Source organism: Dolomitihabitans soli (assembly GCF_022213955.1).
Taxonomy (GTDB): Bacteria; Actinomycetota; Actinomycetes; order Streptosporangiales; family Streptosporangiaceae; genus Streptosporangium_A; species Streptosporangium_A soli.
Map to the genome: position 1 here is coordinate 49,357 of NZ_JAKNTW010000003.1, position 19,310 is coordinate 68,666.

At 69.5% G+C, this 19,310-nt stretch carries 19 protein-coding genes; 5 read left to right on the forward strand and 14 right to left on the reverse strand.

Annotation, left to right across the window (positions count from 1 at the left end):
* The first annotated feature begins 291 nt into the window (after positions 1-291).
* Complete coding sequence (locus MBA17_RS08220) at positions 292-435, forward strand: hypothetical protein (RefSeq protein ID WP_238495693.1); 144 nt, start codon at positions 292-294, stop codon at positions 433-435.
* Between the two features lie 212 nt (positions 436-647).
* On the opposite strand, the gene MBA17_RS08225 is transcribed toward MBA17_RS08220, so the two are convergent.
* The 11 genes from MBA17_RS08225 to MBA17_RS08275 form a co-directional block, all read right to left on the reverse strand.
* The gene (locus MBA17_RS08225; RefSeq protein WP_238495694.1) at positions 648-2,129 is read right to left on the reverse strand and encodes a sulfatase family protein; all 1,482 of its coding nucleotides are present in this window, start codon (positions 2,127-2,129) and stop codon (positions 648-650) included.
* A 25-nt stretch (positions 2,130-2,154) separates the two neighbouring features.
* A complete protein-coding gene (locus MBA17_RS08230; protein WP_238495695.1) occupies positions 2,155-3,513 on the reverse strand; it encodes a sulfatase-like hydrolase/transferase in 1,359 nt (452 codons plus the stop codon).
* On the reverse strand, positions 3,510-4,871 hold the full coding sequence (locus MBA17_RS08235; RefSeq protein ID WP_238495696.1) for an ABC transporter substrate-binding protein: 1,362 nt from the start codon (positions 4,869-4,871) through the stop codon (positions 3,510-3,512). Before MBA17_RS08235 ends, MBA17_RS08230 begins: the two co-directional genes overlap by 4 nt.
* 13 nt (positions 4,872-4,884) lie before the next feature.
* Positions 4,885-5,541, reverse strand: coding sequence for a hypothetical protein (locus MBA17_RS08240; RefSeq protein WP_238495697.1), 657 nt, complete (start codon positions 5,539-5,541; stop codon positions 4,885-4,887).
* Positions 5,538-6,446: a carbohydrate ABC transporter permease gene (locus MBA17_RS08245; RefSeq protein WP_238495698.1), complete on the reverse strand. Its 909-nt coding sequence runs from the start codon at positions 6,444-6,446 to the stop codon at positions 5,538-5,540. The genes MBA17_RS08240 and MBA17_RS08245 overlap by 4 nt, the downstream gene beginning before the upstream one ends.
* Positions 6,443-7,378, reverse strand: a complete 936-nt coding sequence (locus MBA17_RS08250; protein WP_238495699.1) for a carbohydrate ABC transporter permease — start codon at positions 7,376-7,378, stop codon at positions 6,443-6,445. The genes MBA17_RS08245 and MBA17_RS08250 overlap by 4 nt, the downstream gene beginning before the upstream one ends.
* A 170-nt stretch (positions 7,379-7,548) precedes the next feature.
* Positions 7,549-8,589, reverse strand: coding sequence for a LacI family DNA-binding transcriptional regulator (locus tag MBA17_RS08255; protein WP_238495700.1), 1,041 nt, complete (start codon positions 8,587-8,589; stop codon positions 7,549-7,551).
* 314 nt (positions 8,590-8,903) lie between these two features.
* Positions 8,904-10,214: an FAD-binding oxidoreductase gene (locus tag MBA17_RS08260; protein WP_238495701.1), complete on the reverse strand. Its 1,311-nt coding sequence runs from the start codon at positions 10,212-10,214 to the stop codon at positions 8,904-8,906.
* A 156-nt stretch (positions 10,215-10,370) separates the two neighbouring features.
* Positions 10,371-10,550 (reverse strand): DUF4267 domain-containing protein, encoded by a 180-nt coding sequence (locus MBA17_RS08265; protein WP_238495702.1) that lies wholly within the window; start codon positions 10,548-10,550, stop codon positions 10,371-10,373.
* A 28-nt stretch (positions 10,551-10,578) separates the two neighbouring features.
* Positions 10,579-11,004 carry a DUF4267 domain-containing protein gene (locus MBA17_RS08270; protein WP_238495703.1) on the reverse strand — a complete coding sequence of 142 codons (426 nt, stop codon included), beginning with the start codon at positions 11,002-11,004 and terminating at the stop codon, positions 10,579-10,581.
* A 53-nt stretch (positions 11,005-11,057) separates the two neighbouring features.
* Positions 11,058-11,699: a hemerythrin domain-containing protein gene (locus tag MBA17_RS08275; protein WP_238495704.1), complete on the reverse strand. Its 642-nt coding sequence runs from the start codon at positions 11,697-11,699 to the stop codon at positions 11,058-11,060.
* A gap of 87 nt (positions 11,700-11,786) precedes the next feature.
* Between MBA17_RS08275 and MBA17_RS08280 the strand changes: the two genes are divergently transcribed.
* The gene (locus MBA17_RS08280) at positions 11,787-15,029 is read left to right on the forward strand and encodes an ATP-binding protein (RefSeq protein WP_238495705.1); all 3,243 of its coding nucleotides are present in this window, start codon (positions 11,787-11,789) and stop codon (positions 15,027-15,029) included.
* A 150-nt stretch (positions 15,030-15,179) separates the two neighbouring features.
* Here MBA17_RS08280 and MBA17_RS08285 read toward each other — a convergent pair whose 3' ends face one another.
* Positions 15,180-15,788: a TetR/AcrR family transcriptional regulator gene (locus MBA17_RS08285; protein ID WP_238495706.1), complete on the reverse strand. Its 609-nt coding sequence runs from the start codon at positions 15,786-15,788 to the stop codon at positions 15,180-15,182.
* A 95-nt stretch (positions 15,789-15,883) separates the two neighbouring features.
* Here MBA17_RS08285 and MBA17_RS08290 point away from each other — a divergent pair, with 95 nt between their 5' ends.
* Positions 15,884-16,633 (forward strand): SDR family oxidoreductase, encoded by a 750-nt coding sequence (locus tag MBA17_RS08290; protein WP_238495707.1) that lies wholly within the window; start codon positions 15,884-15,886, stop codon positions 16,631-16,633.
* Between the two features lie 107 nt (positions 16,634-16,740).
* On the opposite strand, the gene MBA17_RS08295 is transcribed toward MBA17_RS08290, so the two are convergent.
* Positions 16,741-16,917: a hypothetical protein gene (locus tag MBA17_RS08295; protein WP_238495708.1), complete on the reverse strand. Its 177-nt coding sequence runs from the start codon at positions 16,915-16,917 to the stop codon at positions 16,741-16,743.
* A 127-nt stretch (positions 16,918-17,044) separates the two neighbouring features.
* Between MBA17_RS08295 and MBA17_RS08300 the strand changes: the two genes are divergently transcribed.
* The gene (locus MBA17_RS08300; protein WP_238495709.1) at positions 17,045-17,698 is read left to right on the forward strand and encodes an NADPH-dependent F420 reductase; all 654 of its coding nucleotides are present in this window, start codon (positions 17,045-17,047) and stop codon (positions 17,696-17,698) included.
* A 210-nt stretch (positions 17,699-17,908) separates the two neighbouring features.
* Here the strand turns inward: MBA17_RS08300 and MBA17_RS08305 are convergent, their stop codons facing one another.
* Positions 17,909-18,736, reverse strand: a complete 828-nt coding sequence (locus MBA17_RS08305) for an enoyl-CoA hydratase/isomerase family protein (protein ID WP_238495710.1) — start codon at positions 18,734-18,736, stop codon at positions 17,909-17,911.
* Between the two features lie 119 nt (positions 18,737-18,855).
* Here MBA17_RS08305 and MBA17_RS08310 point away from each other — a divergent pair, with 119 nt between their 5' ends.
* A complete protein-coding gene (locus MBA17_RS08310) occupies positions 18,856-19,251 on the forward strand; it encodes a winged helix-turn-helix transcriptional regulator (protein ID WP_238495711.1) in 396 nt (131 codons plus the stop codon).
* The last annotated feature ends 59 nt before the right edge of the window (positions 19,252-19,310 follow it).

Genomic DNA, 19,310 nt, shown 5'->3' on the forward strand with positions numbered 1-19,310 from the left:
TGCTGAGAGTGCATAGGTATTGCCTTTCGGGAGTGCCTTGTTGGCGAGGCGCTCCCGGCGACACCTACATCAATCGCCCGGCCGTGACGGGAAGGGGGAGCACCCACATCGATACAGCGTTCATGGGTCTCACCTCCTCGGGCGGTGTCACGGGCAACTGCAAGCTACAAGCCCGAACATCATCCCGTCCAATCCTTTCCCGGCCACGTGATCACGACTCCAGACGGGCCCGTGCGGCTGCAGGGCGAATCCGGCCTGGCGGCCCGGCCGGTCACGGTCTGATCCTGGCTGATGACCTCGGTGGCACGAACCTGGTACGGCACGCCGCCGGCGACCTTCGACGCCCCGCCCGACTCGACCGCCGAGGAGATCGCCGCGATGGCCGAACGCTACTCGCGCCGGGACGACCTGGCCCGCGGAACATCATGTCGATGATCACGGCCTGACGTGCCTTGGACAGCGTGGCGAACTGCGGCACGATCCTTTCGGCGGCGGCGATGGCGAGCGGAACGACTGCTGGGTGTTCTCCGGCACTCAGTACATGAAGATCCGCGTCACCGATGGCGCCTACGATGACACGGTGCTCGAGGGCCCCAAGCCCCTCCGCGACTGGGCCGCCCTCCGCTGACCATTCCGTCGCCGGGATCTCAGCGGTCGGCGCCGAAGCCGGTCACTCCTCGCGACTGGTCGAACTGGTGGATCCGGGTCAGCGGCCATTCCGCGTAGGGGAAGGTCCGCAGCACGTCGCCGTCGAAGGCCTCGGTCACGCCCTCGGCTCGGAGATGCTCGGCCAACACCGCCGTCAGCCGGTCGGCGTCCCCCGGCCGCTCCGCCTGCACCGGCTCGATCTCGTGCGGATCGGCCGCGAGATCGAACAGCAGCCGGTGCCCGCCGTTGGCCAGCCAGATCAGCTTCAGGCGGCCTTGCCGGACCATCGCCTTGAACCGCCGGGTGCCAGGTCGCCCGTGGTAGCCGAACAGCGTTTCCCGGGGCTGCGCCGTACCGGTCAGCAGGCCGAGCAGGTCACTGCCCTGCCGCAGCTCCGGCTGCCCGGCGGCGGAGGTGGCCAGGCCGAACAGGTCGGTCAGGCAGACCAGCTCGGATCGTCGATCGCCGGCTGCGATCCGCCCCGGCCAGGAAATCAGGAACGGGACCCGAGCGGACGCCTCGAAGAAACTCTCCTTCTGCCAGCCATGATGATCACCGAGCAGATCGCCGTGATCGGCGAAGAAGCAGATCACGGTGTTGTCCGCGTCCGGTCTTCGCTCCACCGCGTCCAGCAGGTCGCCGATACAGCCGTCGATGTAGCTGATCTCGCCGTAGTACCGGGCCTTCAGCGTCCGGGCCCGGTGCGGGTCGACGTCCTCGGCGTAGACCAGGTGGTTCATCCAGGGAATGTGCTGATCGAGGTGATCGATGTCGCGAGCGCCGCACACCGGGTCGGGCATCCGGTCCGGGTCGTACATCCGGTTGTACGGCAGCGGCGGCGCGAACGGAGGATGAGGGCCGATGTAGGACACGACTCCGAACCAGGGCCGGTCGTCGTCGTCGGCCATCAGCCCGATCGCCTCCCGGGTGGCCCAGGACTCGACCGTGCAGTCCGCCGGCAATGGGCTGAGCTGCGGCATGTAGTACATGTCGGTCCGCTCGCCCATCAGCGCCTCGATCCAGTCGTACTCGGGATGTTCGGCCGCGATCCACGACGCGTAGGCGTCCCCGGCCCGCTGTTCGGGGCTGGCGTAGAACTCCTCGCTGTGGCGCTGCACTTCGTAGCCGACCGGCGCGTCCCAGGGCGCGGTGTGGAACTTGCCGACTCCCCAGGTGCGATACCCACGGTGGCCCATCGCCTCGGCCAGGTAAGGGCCGCAGCATTCCCGGATCGCGGCGTGCCCCCCGTCCGGGACGGTGTTGTCGTACACCCCGGTCCGGGTTGGTTCGCATCCGCTGCGCAGCGTGTATCGAGCCGGAACGCAGACCGGGGAACTGGAGTACGCGCTGGTGAAGGTGGTCCCGCGAGCGACCAGTCGATCAATGTTGGGCGTCGCGAGATCGGTGTTGCCGAGCGCCGCGATCGTGTCGAACCGCTGCTGGTCGGTCATCACGAACAGCACATTCGGGCGGGGGGACATGAATGGGTCTCTCCTCACAGAGCGGTCATCGCGTCGGCAGCAGCCGAGCCCGGTCGCCCCGCAGGGCGGACTCGCGGGCGTTCCAGTCATCGACCAGGCCGAGTTCGGTCAGCAGCCGGTCGCCAGGCGGGAACGCGTCTGCGGATTCCGCCAGCAGCGCGGTCAGCCGGGCGTCGGCCTCGGCGACCCGGCCGGCCGACGCCGGGTCGGCGACGAGGTTGTCCAGCTGCCAGGGGTCGGTCCGGTGGTCGAACAGCAGCCAGGGCCGGCCGTCAACGGCACGTGCGTAGGTCCACTCGTCGGTGACCATGCCCCGCCATTCGCCGATCCCCTGGTCGTACCCGTTGTCGAAGCTGACCCAGTTACCGATCAGCAGCTCAGAACGCAGCGACCGGCCGGATCGGAGCCGATCACTCAGGTCGCGGCCGTACGCCCCGATCGGGGGCAGCCCGAGCAGTCCGAGCAGGGTCGGAGCTAGATCGACCAGACCTAGGAGGCCGGCCGGGCGGTACGCCGGAACACCGGGCCCATTGATCACCATCGGCACCCGGACGGCCTCCGCGTACGGGCTCTGCTTGGCCCGCAGGCCGTGCGCGCCGAGCATGTCGCCATGATCGGAGGTGACCACGATGATCGTGTTCTGGCGTAGCCCGAGCCGGTCCAGTTCCGCCACGATCCGGCCGATCTGCGTGTCCACCGCCGTGATCGCGCTCCAGTAGAGCCGCTGCACCTCGCGCTGCGCGTCGCTGTCGGGCGTGTTCGGCGGCACCGTCACCCGGTCGATCGGGTAGCCGGCCCGAAGACGCACCGGCACCGAGTCGTACGGGTCGTGTGGCGGGTTGTAGGAGACCGTGAGAAAGAAAGGAGCCTGCTGCTCGCCGAGGAACTCCAGTGCGAGGTCGGTCTGCACCTCAGGCTCGTATCCGGTGAACTCGATCCTGGTCGGGCTCTCGGTGCCGACGTAGTAATGACCATCGACGTGATCATGAGAGCAGTCGACCCCGACCCAGTGGTCGATTCCCGGCCGGGCGGCAGGGGGCACCCATTTGTCGCGGGGCAGTCCGGCCAGATGCCACTTGCCGATCCAGCCGGTCCGGTATCCGGCGTCGGACAGCGCCGTGCCCAGGGTCTTCAGCCGCGGCGACAGCGGCAGGTCGTTGGCGACCACGCCGTGCTGGTGGGGCAGGCATCCGGTGAGCAGGCTGGCCCGGCTCGGCCCGCAGACCGGCGAGCTGGCGCAACCGCCGGCGATCGCGGCGCCACCGGCCGCCAGCCGATCGAGGTTCGGGGTGCGGACCTGGGAGACTCTTTCCCCTTCGAGCCAGCCCTGGTCCTGGCCCCGCCACTGATCGGCCAGCAGAACGACGACGTTGGGAGCTGTCACGCCTGGAACTCCTGCGGGTCGACCTCGCCGCTCTGCACCGCGGCGTCGTAGGCCGTCTGCATCCGCCGGCGCATCGCGGTGAGCGCCGGTTCGAGCGCCGCCGACGGGTCGAGCAGCAGCTTTTCCACCGTCTGATCGACGCTCTCCCCGTCCACCTGCAGCAGGCCGCCAGGCGTCTTCGGCCACTGCCGATCGAGTTCGGCCGGTCGGAACTGCTGGAGGAGCGCGTTGTCCTTGATCGCGGCCGAGTCCCAGACGGCGGCGTTCAGCGGCGGCGCCGCCTTCGCCGCCAGCGCCTCCTGGATCCCGTTGCCGACCATCACCTCGAACACCGCGGCGGCCTTCTCCGGGTTCTGTGTGGTAGACGAGATCGCGTACGGGTAGCCGGCGTTCATGGGCGAGCGCACCAGCCGCTGCCCGTCCGGCACCGGCAGCGGGACCGCGATCGCCTTGACCTTGCTGCCCAGATCGGCCAGCGAGGACACGACCGCGCTGCTGGCGATGTACATCCCGGCCTCTCCCTTGCCGAAGGCGTTGATCGCGACGTCGGCGGTCAGGGTCGCAGCGCCCGGATAGGCCGTCTTGTCGGTGATCATGCTCCGGTAGAGCTCCAGCAGGGGCGCGTACTTGGTCGACTCGTACTTCTGCGTGGCCGCGTTGAACAGCCCGAACTGGGCCAGCGCCGGGTCGCCCGCCAGCAGCGGAATGTCGACGCTCCACTGCCGGAACCCGGTCGCCTTGATCGGGATCAGCATGCCGTACGCGTCACCGTTGCCGATCTTGGTGATCGCGGCCGCTGCCCGCCGTACCTCGGAGAAGGTCGCAGGCGGCGAGTCCGGGTCCAGCCCGGCCTTCTCGAACAGGTCGACGTTGATCACCATCCGGTTGGTGAACGCGGTGGTCGGCACCGCGTACGGCACGCCGCCCCAGACGAGCTCGCCGTTCTTCTGGTGGTACGGCGCGGCCTTGTCCAGCACGGCCTTGTCGACCAGATCCGGCAGTGGCTGGACCCACCCGGCCGCGACGAACGCGCCCAGCTGCGCCGACGGACTGTGGAACAGGTCGGGCGCCCGCTTGGTCTGGAAGCCGAGCCGGACGATCTCTTCGTACTTGTCCGTCGCCTGCGGCTCGTACCGCACCTCGATGCCGAGCGACTTGCCCTGCTGCTCGTTCCAGGTGCGGAAGAACTCCTGCCGGGCCTTGGCGTGCGCGCCGGCCCGATCCCAGACCACGATCGTGGTCAGCTTGTTCGGATCGGCGGAACCGGTCGAGGAGCCGCCGCAGCCGACGAGGGAGACCGCGGCGCCGGCGGCGAGTGTGCCGAGGAAGCCGCGGCGGGTCAACGAGGAATCGATCATCAGGGGGCCTTTCTCAACCAGAACGAACCGGACCGGACCCGATCCGGCCAGTGGGGATGGTGTCTCGAACCGCGGCGGCTCGATCGCGAAGTGTGATCACGAAACTGGCCGTGGCCGCCGGCAGCGCGATCAGCAGCAGCGGCCCGAGGTACGGCACGCGGGTCGCCAGGAAGGGCCCGGCGCCGGCGGCGGCGATCACGGCCACCGTCGCGGCCACCGCCAGCTCGATCCGCGACAGCGCCAGCAGATAGGCCGTCCGCAGCGCCGCGACCGTACGGCCGGTGCGTTCGAGGCTCACCACCGACCACGGGGCGACCAGCAGCCAGGTCACTCCGGCCACCACGCTGGTGATCAACACCAGCTGGCCGTAGGGGCCACCGGGTGATGGCCCGAACAGGCCGACGAGCACCAGTACGGCGATGCCGAGATGGCAGCCGGCCAGCCGCAGGGCGGGCAGCAGCCAGCGGCCCAGGAACCGCAGCGTCTCGCCCGGTCCGAGGGCGGCCTCGCCGTCGGCGTGCCGGCGTTGCTGGGCGATCAGCCACAGGGTGGCCGCCGGCGCGGTGATCACGGGAAGGCTCAGCAGCACCCAGCAGCAGCTGGTCCAGGCCCAGAACCACCAGCGGGACCAGCCGCGGAGCAGGGCGCTGTCCGGGGCGAACAGGGTCATCCCTTCACCGACCCGTCCGTCCAGCCGCGGACGAAGTGCCGCTGCAGCACGATGAAGATCACCACGATCGGCACCAGCGCCATGTTCGCGCCGGCCAGCACCGTGTTGTACGGCGTCATTCCCTCGGCGGCGTCATACTGCAGCGCGCTCACGCCCACGACCAGAGTGCGCAGGTCGGGGGCGGCGAGTGAGAACACCAACGGCACCTGGTAGTTGTTCCAGGACGCCTGGAAGCCGAGGATCACCGTGGTGGCGAGGATCGGCCGCATCATCGGGAAGGCGATCCGCCAGTAGGTGCCGAACAGCCCGCAGCCGTCGACCCGGGCCGCGTCCTCCATCTCGGTGCCGAGGCCGAGCACGAACGCCTTGATCAGGAACACGTGCACCAGCATGATCCCGGCCAGCTGGACCAGCGCGATCCCGAGCAGGTTGTCCAGGCCCAGCGCCTCGGCGATCACGTACTGCGGGTAGAGCGTCGCCGTGGTCAGGCCGACGAACAGCGTGCCGACGTACAGGCCCTCGAGGAACCGCTGGCCGCGGAGCCGGCGCCGGGCCAGCACGTACCCGGTCATGCTGGAGGCGAGCGTGTCCAGCACCACGACCAGGGCCGTGACGATCAGGCTGTTGACGAAGTAGCGGGAGAAGTCGGCCGTGGTCCACGCCTGGAGGTAGGTGCCCCACTCCCAGACCCGGGGCAGGATTCCGCCGTTCCTGCTGAGGATCTGGTCCAGCGGCGACACCGAGGCGAACAGGCCGAAGATGAGTGGCGAAAGCATGATCAACGCCGCCGCGACCAGGATCACGTGCAGCAGCACGGTCAGCGGGCGGATTCTGCGTCCGCGCCGGGCCGGCACGGCAGGGGCGACCGTCCGGCCGGCGGGTTCGGTGATGACGGGCGTGCTCATGCCGCGGTCCTCCCGCTCCGGTTGATCCGCAGATAGGCCACGGAGATGATGCCGACGATCACGCTCGCGGTGATGCCGAGCGCGGCGGCGTACCCGATCTGCGGCACCGATTCCGGCTCGAAGAAGAACCGGTAGAGGTAGGTGAACATCACCTCGGTACTCCCGGCCGGGCCACCGTCGGTGAGCGTCTTGACCAGGTCGAAGCTGCGCAGGGTGCCGATGATCGAGATCAGGATCACCACGCGCGTCACCGGGGCCAGCAACGGCAGCACGATGTGCCGCAGCGTCGACCGGTGACCGGCGCCTTCCAGCGACGCGCTCTCCAGCAGCTCGTTCGGGATCGTCATCATGCCGGCGAAGAAGAGCAGCAGGTTGATCCCGAGGTGGGCCCAGACGCCGACCCCGATCAGGCTGACGAGCGCGCCGCCGGCCTCGCCCAGGAACCGGATCGGCTCCTCCAGCAGGCCAGACCCGGTGAGCAGCTGGTTGATCGGCCCGCCGGTCTCCCGCAGCAGGAAGACGAAGATGATGCCGATGATCGCCGGCGACAGCACGTGCGGCAGAAACAGGATCGTCCGGTACACGGTGCCGGCGCGAACCCCACGGAAGAACACGTAGGCCAGCACCAGCGCCAGCGGGATCTCGATGACCAACCGGCCGAACCCGAACTTCAGCGTGTTCAGCACCGCCAGCCACCACTGTTCGTCGCCGATCATCCGCTGATAGTTGGCCACCCCGGTGAACCGCAGCGCCGAGAACCCGTTCCACCGCTGGAAGCTGAACCACAACAGCCAGCCGATCGGCAGCAGCGCGAAGGCGAGATACGGCAACAGGCTCGGCAGCAACATGAGACGACCGACACCGTCCTCGCGCCGGTGCCACTGCGCGCGACGCGGCGTGGACTGCCGTGGAGAGCGGACAACTGTGGACATCCGTGCCCCTTCCTTGGTCGAGTCCGCCGGTCGGGCTCGCGCCGATCCGGCCTCACCGACTCGGTTCGGGACAACTTAGATCGATCTAAATTGGCGGGTCAACCATATCGATAAAAACCGGTAGGTCAACCATGAAATAGGCGGGCCGGCTTACTGGCAGGCGAGATCGCTCAGTGACAGCCGCAGGACGCGCGAGCGTGGATCTCGGGCGCCGGAGGGGTACAGCTGCCCTCGACCGGCATCCCCATCTCGGCCAGCAGCACCCGGCCGCAGACCCGGCCCAGCTCGACCGGGTCGGTGGCGACGCTGCTGATCGACGGGTTCCACATCGCCGACTGGTGGAGGTCGTCGATGCCGAGCACCGCACAGGGCGCCGCGTCGGGGGTACCGAGCCGCAACGCCTTGGCCAGGCCGTAGGCCACGTTGTCGCTGTGACACAGCACCCCGTCGGGCGGCGGCCCGGCCGCGAGCAACTCGGCGGCACGGCGGTACGCGGCGTCCGGGGTCGCCTCCAGCGGCTCCGACCAGGTCGCGTCCCAGTCGGCAGCGGCTTCGGTGACCGCCCGCCGGAAGGTCTCCATCCGGCCGACCCGCGGCGAGGCCAGCGGGTCGCCGCCGAAGTAGGCCACCCGGCGGCAGCCGTGCACGGTGATCAGGTGCTCGGCACCGAGCCGGCCGATCGCCGCCTCGTCGGTGCCGACGAACGGCAGTTCCACGCCGTCGATGTGCCGCAGCAGCAGCACCGTCGGCAGGCCGCTGCGGCGTATGTCGGCGAAATGGTCCGCGGTCGAGGTCAGCGCGGGGATGGTGACCACGCCGGCCGCGCGGTGCCCCACCAGAGACCGGAGGATCTGCCGTTGCAGGTCCACCCGGTCCACCGTGTTGGCGATCATGACGAACAGGCCGACCTCCCCGAGCACCTCCTGCACGCCCAGCGACACCTCGGCGACGAACGGGTTCATCACGTCCGGCATCACCAGCCCGACCAGGTCGTTGCGCTGGGTCCGCAGGTTGGCGGCGGCCTGGTTGTAGATGTATCCCAGCCGCTCGGCCTCGACCAGGACAGCGCTCCGGGTCGCTTCTGACACCAGCGGGCTGTTCCGCATCACCAGCGAGACGGTGGCCCGGGACAGGCCGAGCGCGTTGGCCACATCGAGCATCCGTACCCGGCGCGCACCGAGCCGGTCGTCCTGCTCCCCGTCTTCTCGCATGTCCCACCTCCCGCGCCGACCCGTACCGCGTCCATGGGCTGGAAGCACTGCCGCCGGACGGAACCACGTCCAATGATCATCACGTGCTCGGGCGGCCTCAGGATAGCCCTGATAGGCGAGAGTCGCGGAGGCACTACGCCGCCGTGCCCTGGAGTGCGATCAGGGCACGCGCATCCACGTGCCGCTGACCTGGCAGAAGCGGCGGTACGACCGGCCGCTCCTACTCCTTCACGGTGAACACGATCTTGCGGCGCTTGCCTGCGACCCCGTCATAGCCGATGGAGGCCACCCGGAGAATCGGGCCACGTGCCGATCTATCCGAGCACTGGGTAGTTCGCGCGGAACACGTTGTGCGGGTCACGGGCCCGCTTGATCTCCCGCAGCCGTGCGAGCGCGCTGCCGGAGAAGGACTTCGCCGCCGTGTCACCGGGGGACAGCATGGTGTACGGCTTGCGGCCGCTGATGTAGGCCTCCAGGTCGGCCACGACCTCGGCCTGCTTGGCGCGCGTCGCATCGGCCGCGTGCGGCAGGCCGAGACCCAGCAGGCCGAGCAGGTACGGCTCAGCCACCGCGCCGCTCGCACCGGCCCCGCCGCCCGGCTCGGCGAGCGCCCCGCCCAGGTGCCTGATCTGCACGTTGATAAGCGGTTCGACCGGGTTGGCCAGCAGGAGCTCCACCGCGTCCGCGTCCAGGCCGGTGAGCAGCTCCGCACGAGCGAGTGATGGGGCCGGATCGGTGGGTTCGGCGGCGATGTCACCCAGGTCGGCAACCGGGACGACGCCGCGGCTGTCGGAGATCGCGCCCTCGATCTTGTCGATGCGCGCCAGCAGGTCCTTCCCCTGAGCCGCCTCACCCAGGTAGGCCAGATCCAGCGTGACCATCGGCGACGCGCCGGGGGGCTGGAGCCGGTTGATCCAGACACTGAGTTCACGCGGCGCCCCGGCGGTGATCTCCAGGAACGCGTCGTACACCTCCCTGGTCCGGTGCTCCGGCCAGATCACGCGCCCGCCGTACAGGACTGGCGCGGGATACAGCTCGAGTTCGAGGGCGGTCACCACCGCGAAGTCCCCGCCACCGCCGCGCAGCGCCCAGAACAGCTCGGGATCGGACTCGGCGGTCACCCGGCCCGGCTCGCCATCGGCGTCCACGATGTCGATAGCCCGCACGCTGTCGGAGGCGAAGCCGTACTTGCGGCTGAACCAGCCGACCCCACCGCCCAGGGTGTAGCCGGTCACGCTGACCCCCGGCGCGCTGCCGGACAGGCCGGTCAGACCCAGCGGACCGGCCGCCGCCAGCACCTGCCCCCACTTCACGCCCGCGCCCACCCGGACCACGCGCTCCTCCGCGCGTACCTCCACCTCGTTCAGCAGGCCCGTACGCAGCAGGATCAGGCCTTCCACATCACCGGAGGCGCCATGCCCGCTCGGCTGCGCGGTCACCGTCATACCCGCCCGCCGCGCGTAACGCACGAGCGTCGCCACGTCATCGGCATCCGCGGCCTCCGTCACGGCCGCCACCGGCTGCCTGACGGTCAGATTCCACGCGGTGGCCGCCTGTTCGAAGCCGTCCTCATCGGGCAGGAGCACGTGCCCCTTCAGGACACCGCGCAAATCGTTGATCGTCATCGTCGTCTCCTTTTTCGAGTTCTCACAAATGCGGGGGAACACCGTTGCTGCGCCCTGACCGCGCTGTTCTGCTGCTGGATGGTGGGACGCTTCAAAGCGCTCCGGCCGCCGGACCGCGTGGTTTACGCGATCGCAGGAGCGCGCTGATCGCCGTCATCACCGCGGCGATGGCGCCGTGGATGCCGTAGGGGACCGCTTTGGGACGTTGCCGCGCAGCACGATCACCGCGTCGCCGACGGGTATGGCGCCGGCAGCCGGCATGAACCAGCCCAGCAGGTGGGTCGTCCCGCCGGCCGGCACGATGAAGATGACCAGCCCTGAAGCGATGTCGCGCACGCGAACGCCGACACGCGCCAAGGTGGCGTCAGGCGGGCTGCGGGGCGGGCGTCGCCGGAGCGGCCGCGACCTTGCGGGTCTCGCGCATCATCAGCAGGCCGTTGACCACCATCAGCGTCGCGGTCAGGCCGTGGACGCCGAGCGCGGTGGCCACGGAGCCGTGGTGGGCCAGCACGGTGGTCATGTCGCCGTACGCGGCGAAGGCCTCCACCAGCAGCACCCAGCCCAGCGCCCGGCGGTGGCCCGTCACCAGCAGAATGCCCAGGACCAGGGCCAAGACGACGTCGCGGATTCCCTTGATGATCAGAAAGCCGCCGCCGTCGCCGGACGGCCAGCTCGGCAGGCCGAAGCCCGGCGCCGTCGTCTCCGGGCTCAGGATGAACTCCACCCCGAACCAGAGGATGAAGAGGATGAAGGCGGCGGCCAGGACGGTGTTGATCTTCTTCAGCGACATTGTTCTTCCCCTTGCGAGTCTTTGCGAGCTTGGTGAGCTTGGGAGTCGTGTGGTCAGGCGGCGCGGACGCGGCTGATGTGGCGGGCGTAGCGGGGGCGGCCGATGACGTGCCAGAGGCCGCGTACCGGAGCGGGAAGGGCGGACAGGAGCGTGGCGCGCTCGGCCGGGTTCGCATCCTCCAGGACGAGGCCGAAGAGAGTGAGCAGGGTGAACTTGGGCGTGTTGGCCACCAGGTGGTCGCCCAGGGAGGCCCATTCCTTTTCGGTGATGTGCTCGGCCGCGAGCGGAAGGAGAGTGGCCTCCTCGTCGTCGAGGTGCTCGAGAAGCACGGCCCGGTGGTCGGCTAGGGCGGCCACGAGCGTGTCGCGCTCGTCCGCCCCGGCGGCGGCCTCCCAGGCGGGGACCGCGGCGTCCAGCCTGGTCAGGGTGGCCGCGATGCGTTCGTGCTGGGCCTGCATGCGCAGGACGATGTCGGCCTCCAGATCCACCCGGGAAAGCAGCGGCGGCCACAGCAGCTCGTCCTCGCCCTCGTGATGGTTGTGCAGGCCCATGCGGTAGACGCGGAAGTGGTCGGCGATCACCTTGGCGCGAGCGGTGTCACCCGGGGTGACGGCCGCGACGAGCTCCACCAGCAGTCGTGACTCACGGCGGAGCACGCGGTGGACGATCTCCATATCCTGGGTGTTGACGCTCATCTGTTCCTGCCTCTGCTGGATTGCGACCGGGGCGGTTGCGATGTGTTCAGGCTGCTCCCGGGTATTTGGAGGGGACTTGGAGCCGACTTGGAACCGTCCACGTATGATGTGCGGATCATGGTCTTCATCCGGGTGCTGGGCTCGTTCGCAGCCGAGGTGAACGGTGAGACCGTCCACCTCGGCGGGCCGCGGCAGCGGGGCGTGCTGGCGTTGCTGGTGGCGGCGCGTGGGCAGGTCGTGCCGGTCGACCGGATGATCGAGAATCTGTGGCGCGGGGAGCCACCCGCGCGGGCGCTGATGTCCCTGCAGGCGTACGTGTCCAACCTGCGCCGGCTGCTGGAGCCCGGACGTCCGCCGCGCACGCCGGCCCGGCTGCTGGTGAGCGCGTCGCCCGGTTATGCGCTGCGGCTGCCGCCGGAGTCGGTGGACGCGTGGCGGTTCGAGGACCTGCTCGACCAGTCCCGTACGGACACCGACCCGCGCGTCGCCCAGGCTCGGCTCGCCGAGGCGCTCGGCCTGTGGCAGGGACCGGCGTTCGCCGAGGTCGTCGACGAGCTGTGGGCCGCCGCCGAGACGGCCCGGCTGAACGAGCTGCGCCTGGTCGCCACCGAACTGCACGTCGCGGCGGGTCTGCGAATCGGCGACCCCGCCGCGGTGGTTCCCGAGGCCGAGCGGCTCACCCGCGACGAGCCCCTCCGCGAGGAGGGCTGGCGGCTGCACGCCCTGGCACTGTGGAGCAGCGGACGCCAAGCCGACGCGCTGGCGACGCTCCGCCGCGCCCGCGGCATCATCGCCGAGGAGCTCGGGCTCGACCCTGGCCCGGACCTGACGGCGTTGGAGGAGGCGATTCTCACCCAGCGCACGGACGTCATGCGCGAGACCGTGCCCCCGCGACCGCCGACCGCACCGCTGCCGCGGCCGGCTCCGATCATCGAGGCGCCGTTCGTCGGACGCGAGGCACAGCTGTCGGCACTGGTCACGGCCGCCACCGAGGCCGCCACCGACGGCGCCCGCATCGCCCTCGTCACCGGCGAGGCCGGGCTCGGCAAGTCGACGCTGCTGGAACACCTCGGCAGGCGGCTCGAACGTGACGGGTGGCTGGTCGCCGTCGGCCGCTGCCCCGAGGTCGACAGCGCGCCGCCCGCGTGGGCCTGGACTGAGGCGCTGAGAGCCGCCGCCGCGACCACGTCCCCGGGCGAGTTCGCGGACGACCTCGCGCCGCTGCTAACCGACACCGGACCGGCGGACGACGACGCCACCGCCGGACGGTTCCGGCTGCGCCAAGCCGTGTGGAAGTGGCTCGCGGCGGTCGCCACGGAACGCCCGGTCGCCGTCGTGCTGGACGACCTGCACTGGGCGGACGCCGCCACGCTGGAACTGCTCGGCGGCGGCCTCGGGATGCGGGCCCCGATCCTGGTCGTCGCCGCGTACCGCGCGGACGAGAGCGGGCACCTCACCGAAACGCTGGCCTCCCTCGCGCGCGCCACGCCCCTCCGCCTAGCGCTGCCGGGGCTGAACGACGAGGCCGTCGCGGAGCTCGTACGGACCGAATGCGAGGCCGACGAGGAGACCATCGCAGGGATCGCCGAGCGCACCGGCGGCAACCCGTTCTACGTGCGCGAAAGCGCCCGGCTGCTGAACGGCGAAGGCGCGCTGGTCGCCCTCTCCGAGGTCCCCGAAGGCGTACGGGACGTCCTCCGCCGCCGGTTCGCGCGCCTGCCTGAAGGCGGCGTGTCCATCCTCCGGCTCGCCGCGGTCTCAGGCCGGGAAAGCTCAGTGGACGTCCTCGTAAAGGCCGCCGACACCGACGAGGACGGCGTGATGGACGCGCTGGACGCGGGCGTCATCGCCGGGCTCCTCGACGAGCCCGCCCCAGGCCTCATCCGCTTCGTCCACGCCCTCGTCAGGGACACCCTCGTCGCCGACCTCAGCCGCCTCCGCACAGCCCGCATGCACGCCCGGATCGCCGCCGCTCTTGAAGGCACCGACGACATCGCGGCGCTGGCCCACCACTACGCGCGCGCCGGCTCACCGAAGGCCGTCGGCTACTGCGTCCAGGCCGCCGAGCTCGCCGAGGCCCGCTACGCCCACGACGTGGCGGCCGACCTCCTCACCGACGCCGTCACCAACTCGACCGGACCGGACGAACGCGTCGAACTGCTCGGCAGGCTGCTGCGCGCGCAGATCCGGGCGGGAGCCGTCGGAGCCGCCCGCGAGACACGCCGTGAAGCCGTGGAGTACGCAGAGTCCCTGGGCCGCGACGACCTGATGATCGCCGCATTCACCGCGTGGACAGAGCCGACCCCCTGGCAGGCCCGTACGTACGGCACGGTGGACCGGGCCATCGTCGACCGCCTGAGCCGCCTGCTGAAGCGCGAACTGACCCCTTCGGTGCGGTCCCGGCTCCTGACGGCGTACGCGCACGAACTGGTCGGCGAGGACGACCCGACCGTTCTGGAGGCAGCGCAGGAGGCACTCGACCTCGCCACCGGACCCCGGCTGCGGGCCGCGGCACTCGAGATCCTGGCGGAAGTCCACGGCGACGCCGAGCTCTGCCGGGAGCTCGTGGAGATCGGCACCGAGCACGACCTGCCGGTCTACCGCATCACCGGGCTGCTCAACCATGCCGCCGTCGCCGCCGCCGCCAACGACTCGGTGACCATGCACCAGGTGACCACCGAGGCCCTGGAACTCGCGCGCACCTACCGAATGCGCGAGGCGATCGCCGTCGCCGAGATCATGCTGGCGACCCTGGCGCTCATCGAAGGCCGATTCGCCGACGCCGAACTCCTCTACATCAAGGCCGACGAGGGCATGCGGCGCGCCGGATCGGTGCACACGGGCTTTCTCCAACTCGCCCTGGCCACGATCTGGCTGAACGACGGCACGCTCGGTGCGCACCTGGACGACGTTCGCGCCCTCCACGCCGCGCTCGGCCCCATGACCTCCGACCTGCTCGCGCTCGCCCTCCACGCCAAGGGCCTGGACGCCGAAGCCCGCGAGGTCCGCGCGTCACCCAGCCCGATCCGCCCCGACTTCTTCTTCGCCTTCTTCTCAACGTTGCGCGCGATGGCCATCGTCGCCTTGAACGACCGCGACGCCGCCGAGGAGATCTACGCGACGCTTCTTCCGCACCGCAACGGCCCCCCGGCGGGCGCCACGAGCCTGTCGGTGGCGCTGCGCCCGGTCGCCCACACCCTCGGCGAGCTGGCCGTCCTCCTGGGCCGCGACCACGAGGCCGCCGCTCACTTCACCCAGGCCGCCACCATCGCCGACCAATGGAACGCACCCCTCTGGGCCGCCGAGGCCCGGTTGCGAACGACCACCTAGCCTCTGCCCACGGTGCCGCACATCTGTGACACCGCAAGTGAGGGTCGAGAAGGTGGCCAGCCCCTGGTGATCTTCTCTGGCAATAGACCGTCTGTGCGAACCGGCCGTTACGGCGAGCAGTTGCTCCGGGAGACGAACGCCGGGCGGTTCTCAGGGGAGCGGCCAGTTGCGTAGGGCGGCGTCGGCCATCTCCTGGAGTTCGTCGCGGCCGACACCGCTCGCGGCCTGCACGGCGATGCCGAATGCCAAGGTGGTGACATAGCGGGCCAGGAGTGCCGGGCTGGTCTCCGCAGGCAGGTCGCCGTCGTCGACGGCCCGCTGGAACCGCTCTCGGACGCAGGAGCAGCCGTTGTTGCGCCAGGCGGTGAGAAGGTCACGGACTCTGCGCCCGGGGTCGCTGGTGGCCAGGGCGCCCTGGACGCCCATGCACCCGTGGGGATGGGCCGGGCGGGTGGTGGTTCGAATGGTGCCGGCCAGGATCGCGGTGGCGACGCCGAGGGCGGTCGGCTCCTCCAGGGCCTGGGCCAGGTATGCGCTCGGGCCTTCGGTGTAGCGCTCCAGGGCCTTGCGGAACAGGTCCTCCTTGTTGCCGAAGGTTGCGTACATGCTGGTGGTGGAGATACCCATCGTGTCGGTCAGGTTGGCCAGGCTGGCCCCCTCGTAGCCGTGCTCCCAGAAGACCAGCATGGCGCGCTCGAGAGCTTCGTCGGCGTCGAATCCTCGCGGTCGGCCGATTGGACCGCTCTGTTTGGTCTCCACGCCCGCAGCCTACCTCTTCTGCATCGATCGATGCAGAAGTGCTACCGTTCGACTTCTGCATCGATCGCTTCAGAAGTCGAAAGAAGGTTGTTCACATGGGACTACTTGATGGTAAGACCGCTCTCGTCACCGGCGGCAGCACCGGAATCGGCCTGGCCAGTGCCGTACGGCTGGCGGCCGAGGGCGCACACGTGTTCATCACCGGCCGGCGCGAGACCGAACTCGACGCGGCCGTCGAAGTGATCGGTTCAGCGGCTACCGCGGTGATCGGCGACATCTCGAACCTGGCCGACCTGGACCGGCTCTACGAGACGATCCGCAGCCGGGGACGGGGCCTGGACGTACTGTTCGCGAATGCCTCCGTCGCCGCGTTCGTGCCGCTTGAGCAGGTCACCGAGGAGCACTTCGACACCCTCGTCGGTGTCAACGTCCGGGGCACGCTGTTCACCGTTCAGAAGGCGCTGCCCCTGCTCAACGACGGCGCCTCGGTGATCTTGAACGGCTCTACCAATGTGGACGTCGGCGCGGAGGCGTTCGGCGTGTACGCGGCGACCAAGGCCGCCACCCGATCGTTCTCCCGGACCTGGGCCAACGAACTCAAGGGACGCGGTATCCGGGTCAACACCATCACGCCCGGCCCGACCGACACCCCTGGTTTGTCGGGGCTCGCTCCCAACCCGGAGCAGGCCGCCGGCCTCAAGCAGCAACTGGCTGCGCATGTGCCGCTGGGCCGGCTCGGGCGCCCGGAGGAGATCGCCGCCGCCGTGGCCTTCCTCGCCTCCGAGCAGAGCAGCTTCATCACCGGTTCGAGCCTGTACGTCGACGGCGGACTGAACCAGATCTGAGTTCCACGGCCCGCACACCCGGCCAGGATGGCGGCGCCTGGCCGGCCGGCTCGCTCAGGCGGGCGAGCCTGGCAGCCTCGTTCGCAAGCTGGCCGGGCGGACCGAGGTCAGGCCTGCCGCAGCAGCACGAAGGTGATCCGGTGCACCAGCAGTTTCCTGCCGCCGGCACCGGACACGGTGCCGCAGGAGACCGCCAGCAGGAAGAGTCCGACCAGTGAGCGGTAAGTCCGCGCGTCAAGTAGGTCTGCACGATCAAGACGGCCTTGATCAGGGCGACCCATCATCCTGATCAAGGAACGGTTCCGACGTGCACCCCATCTGCGGCGTCCTCGCACGAGTCCGTACAACATACGAGCGAAGCCACGCCGGCCGACGGCGCAATAGTCTCACCAGAGATTGAGGTAAGGACTCATGACAGTAATCGGCATCATTGGCGCAGGTGAGGTCGGTAGCCAGGTCGCGCGTGCGGCGATCGCGAACGGTTACGACGTCGTTATTGCCAATTCGCGAGGACCCGAGACGTTGAAGGACCTCATTGACGAGCTCGGCCCGTCAGCGCGTGCCGCAACCGCTGCCGGAGCTGCTGCTGCCGGTGAGTTCGCAGTCGTGGCGGTCCCCCTCAAGGTGGTCAACGACATGCCTGCGGGGGAGCTGGCAGGCAAGATCGTGCTTGACACGAACAACTACATGGCCTGGCGCGATGGCCATATCCCGGTCATCGACTCGGGTGAGAAGACAGTTCACGAGCTACGCCAAGAGCACCTTCCGCGATCCAAGGTCGTCAAGGCCTTCACCCACATCCAAGCTCCCCGCATCACCACCGCGGGCAAAGCGGCGGGCACCCCCGGCCGTGTGGCGCTGTCGGCCTCGAGCGACTTTCCCGAAGCCGTGGAACTCGTGACGCGACTGTATGACCAGTTCGGGTTCGACACCGCCGACAACAGCCCGCTCAGCGAGTCGTGGCGCAGCGGCCCCGGTCAACCCGCGTGGGTCGCGCACGAGCACCAGACCCGTGCCGAACTGATGGCCAACCTCGCCCGGGCGCGACGGATCATCTTGAGGTGAGTCTGTCCCTGCAGCGGATCATCGAGGTGGTCTACGTGGCCGGCCACGAGGGTAGTGGCGCTGCCGCGGAGCAAGTCGTCGTGGAGCGTGCGGGCCGAGGCGACATCGTGCTCGACTTCGACGCGGACGGACTCCTGCTGGGGCTCGAGATCATCGGGGCCACGGCGCTTCTCCGCGAACGCCACTGTCTCGGCAGCCGAGCGGATCTGACTACCCGGCTAGGCCGCGCAACAGGCCCTCGAAGTCCTGTTCGCCGTCACGGGTCTGGGCGCCGCGGGCCAGCCCTGCGCCCATGAGCTGCGCCGTGGCGGAGCGGAATACGAGCCCGGCCCAGGCATCGGTCTCCCGTGCCAAGCCATCGGCATGATCGCTGGGGATGATGGCGTGCTTGGTCGCCGCGACGACGCCGTCCGGCAGCGCGGCAATGTTGCGGGCGAGGCGGTCGACGAACTCGTCGAGCTCGTGCGCGGGGAGGGCGCGGTTGACCCAGCCGTACCGCTCGGCGGTCTCGGCGTCGAGTAGGTCGGCGCCGAGCACGACTTCCAGGGCGCGGTTGCGGCCGACGCGCTCAGTGAGGTACTGCGTGGCGCCTCCGCCGGGGACGATGCCCATGAGGGCTTCGATCTGGCCGAGCCCGGCCCTGCCGATCGCTGCGAACGCCATGTCGGCGGCCACGACGAACTCGGCTCCGCCGCCGCGCGCCTTGCCGGCGAGCTTGACGATGGTCACCTGGGGCTGGTGGCGTAGTTGCTCCCCTACGGCCTGGAAGACATTGACGTGTTCCGGCAGGTCGGCCATGAGCCCGGCGAGATCCTCCGGGGTGAGGGTCATGTCGACGTGGGCAAGGAAGAAGTCCGGGTCGGCGCTGTCGAACACGATCACGCGTACGGTGTCGTCACCGGCCAGCGTGGTGAGCAGGCGCCGCAGGTCGGTCATGACGGCGACGCCGAGGACGTTGATCGGTGGGTTGTCGATCGTGACGTGCGCGACCCCATCGTTCCGGCTGACCCGCAGAGTCCGGTAGGCGTCGTGGTTCATCTTGTCTCCGTAGGTATCTGGCAGGATCTTGGTTCCTGTTGTATACCTACTGTGAAACCGATGATGACCTGCGTCAATAACGCACTTCAGGCATCCCAGGGATCGTGGAGGATACCGCCATGGCCGCTTCTGAGACCGTTTACCGGGCTATCGCCGAGCAGGACCTTGTGTTCCGGTCCGATTGTGCGAGCCGGCCGATCCTCGATCAGATCGCCGACAAGTGGTCGATGATGGTGATGGCGGTCCTGGCCGAGCCGCGCCGGTTCAACGAGATCAAGCGCCGCCTCGAGGGCGTGACTCAGCGCGTGCTCACGCAGACCCTGCGCCGGCTCGAACGCAACGGGATGGTCGAGCGCCGGGTGCTGCCGACCTCGCCGGTCGGCGTCGAATACTCGTTGACCCCGCTCGGCGAGACCCTGCGCGAGCCGTTCGGCCGCCTCTACGACTGGACAGTCGCCAACGCGCCCGAGATCCAAGCACGCCAGCGCGATTTCGACCAGCGCGCTCAGCCCTGACACCGGAGCCGAAGCCAGGCCCCCTGCTCAAGGCCTGCACGCAGATGTACGACCGGTGC